Raw genomic sequence first — 418 nt, 5'->3', positions numbered from 1 at the left:
TCATACCGTCTATCTTCTTTATAGCCCGCTCATCATGTTTTGAAAGACTTACTATCCTTTAGTTGTAACAATGTTTTCATGGAAAACTATATTTTTCGATAAGCTTAACGGCGGCTTTTCTCTGAGTGAATACTGGAGGAGAGACACTAATAATTATTTTTATAAAAATGTTAGGGCTGTGTTAGATTAACATTGTGCTCAACTGCTTTTATGAGGGTAACTCATTGTAAACTAAGTCAATCTTACGCTCTTAGAGTTTTTCGCGGCTGAAGTTATTGTTAGAGCAGCCGCAAATTTGCTGGATATTTAGCCTAAAACGGCTGCACTTTTTTATCATAAAATCAGGCTTGTTATAGATCACTATCTTTCATTATAAGCTGATGCCCCTTTTGATGGTGAAGTAGAATTATATGAAAGC

1 pseudogene is annotated in these 418 nt (G+C 35.2%); it reads left to right on the top strand.

Going from position 1 to position 418, the window contains the following annotated elements:
• Positions 1–210: 210 nt before the first annotated feature.
• Positions 211–373, top strand: a pseudogene (locus BTV99_RS13820) (IS1595 family transposase); the annotation flags it as partial.
• Positions 374–418 lie beyond the last annotated feature (45 nt).

Origin of the sequence: Psychrobacter sp. Rd 27.2 (genome assembly GCF_001921755.1) — a bacterium.
GTDB lineage: Bacteria > Pseudomonadota > Gammaproteobacteria > Pseudomonadales > Moraxellaceae > Psychrobacter > Psychrobacter celer.
The sequence above is the reverse complement of the archived record's forward strand: the minus strand, read 5'-3'. Positions and strand labels throughout refer to the sequence as shown.